Annotated in this window: 1 protein-coding gene; it reads right to left on the reverse strand. The window is 64.2% G+C overall.

Annotated features, from left to right (window positions below; all coding sequences use genetic code 11):
• Window positions 1–279 (reverse strand): oligosaccharide flippase family protein (locus A3736_RS06555; protein ID WP_156502022.1); only part of this gene is annotated, 279 nt, incomplete at both ends.

Here is a 279-nt window from a genome sequence, read left to right on the forward strand (position 1 = left end):
CCCAGCGGTCGGCCCTGCTTGTGCATTTCCGCATAGACGGGAAAGGCCACGTCGTTGAGCGGGGGCAGGAAACGCCCGGTCACGATCAGGGTGAGGAACAGGGCTTCGGAGTAGAGGCCCAGATCGTAGGGCTCGAAGACGCGACCTGCGATGAAGATGTCGCTCTGGCTCTGGACGATCCACAACAGCTGGACCACCGTCATCGCACCGCCATAGCTCACCATCGCACCCGCGCCGCGGAAATCGAACACTGGCCAGACCAGCAGGCGCGAGGTCGCG

Source organism: Erythrobacter sp. HI0063 (assembly GCF_001635685.1).
GTDB lineage: Bacteria > Pseudomonadota > Alphaproteobacteria > Sphingomonadales > Sphingomonadaceae > Qipengyuania.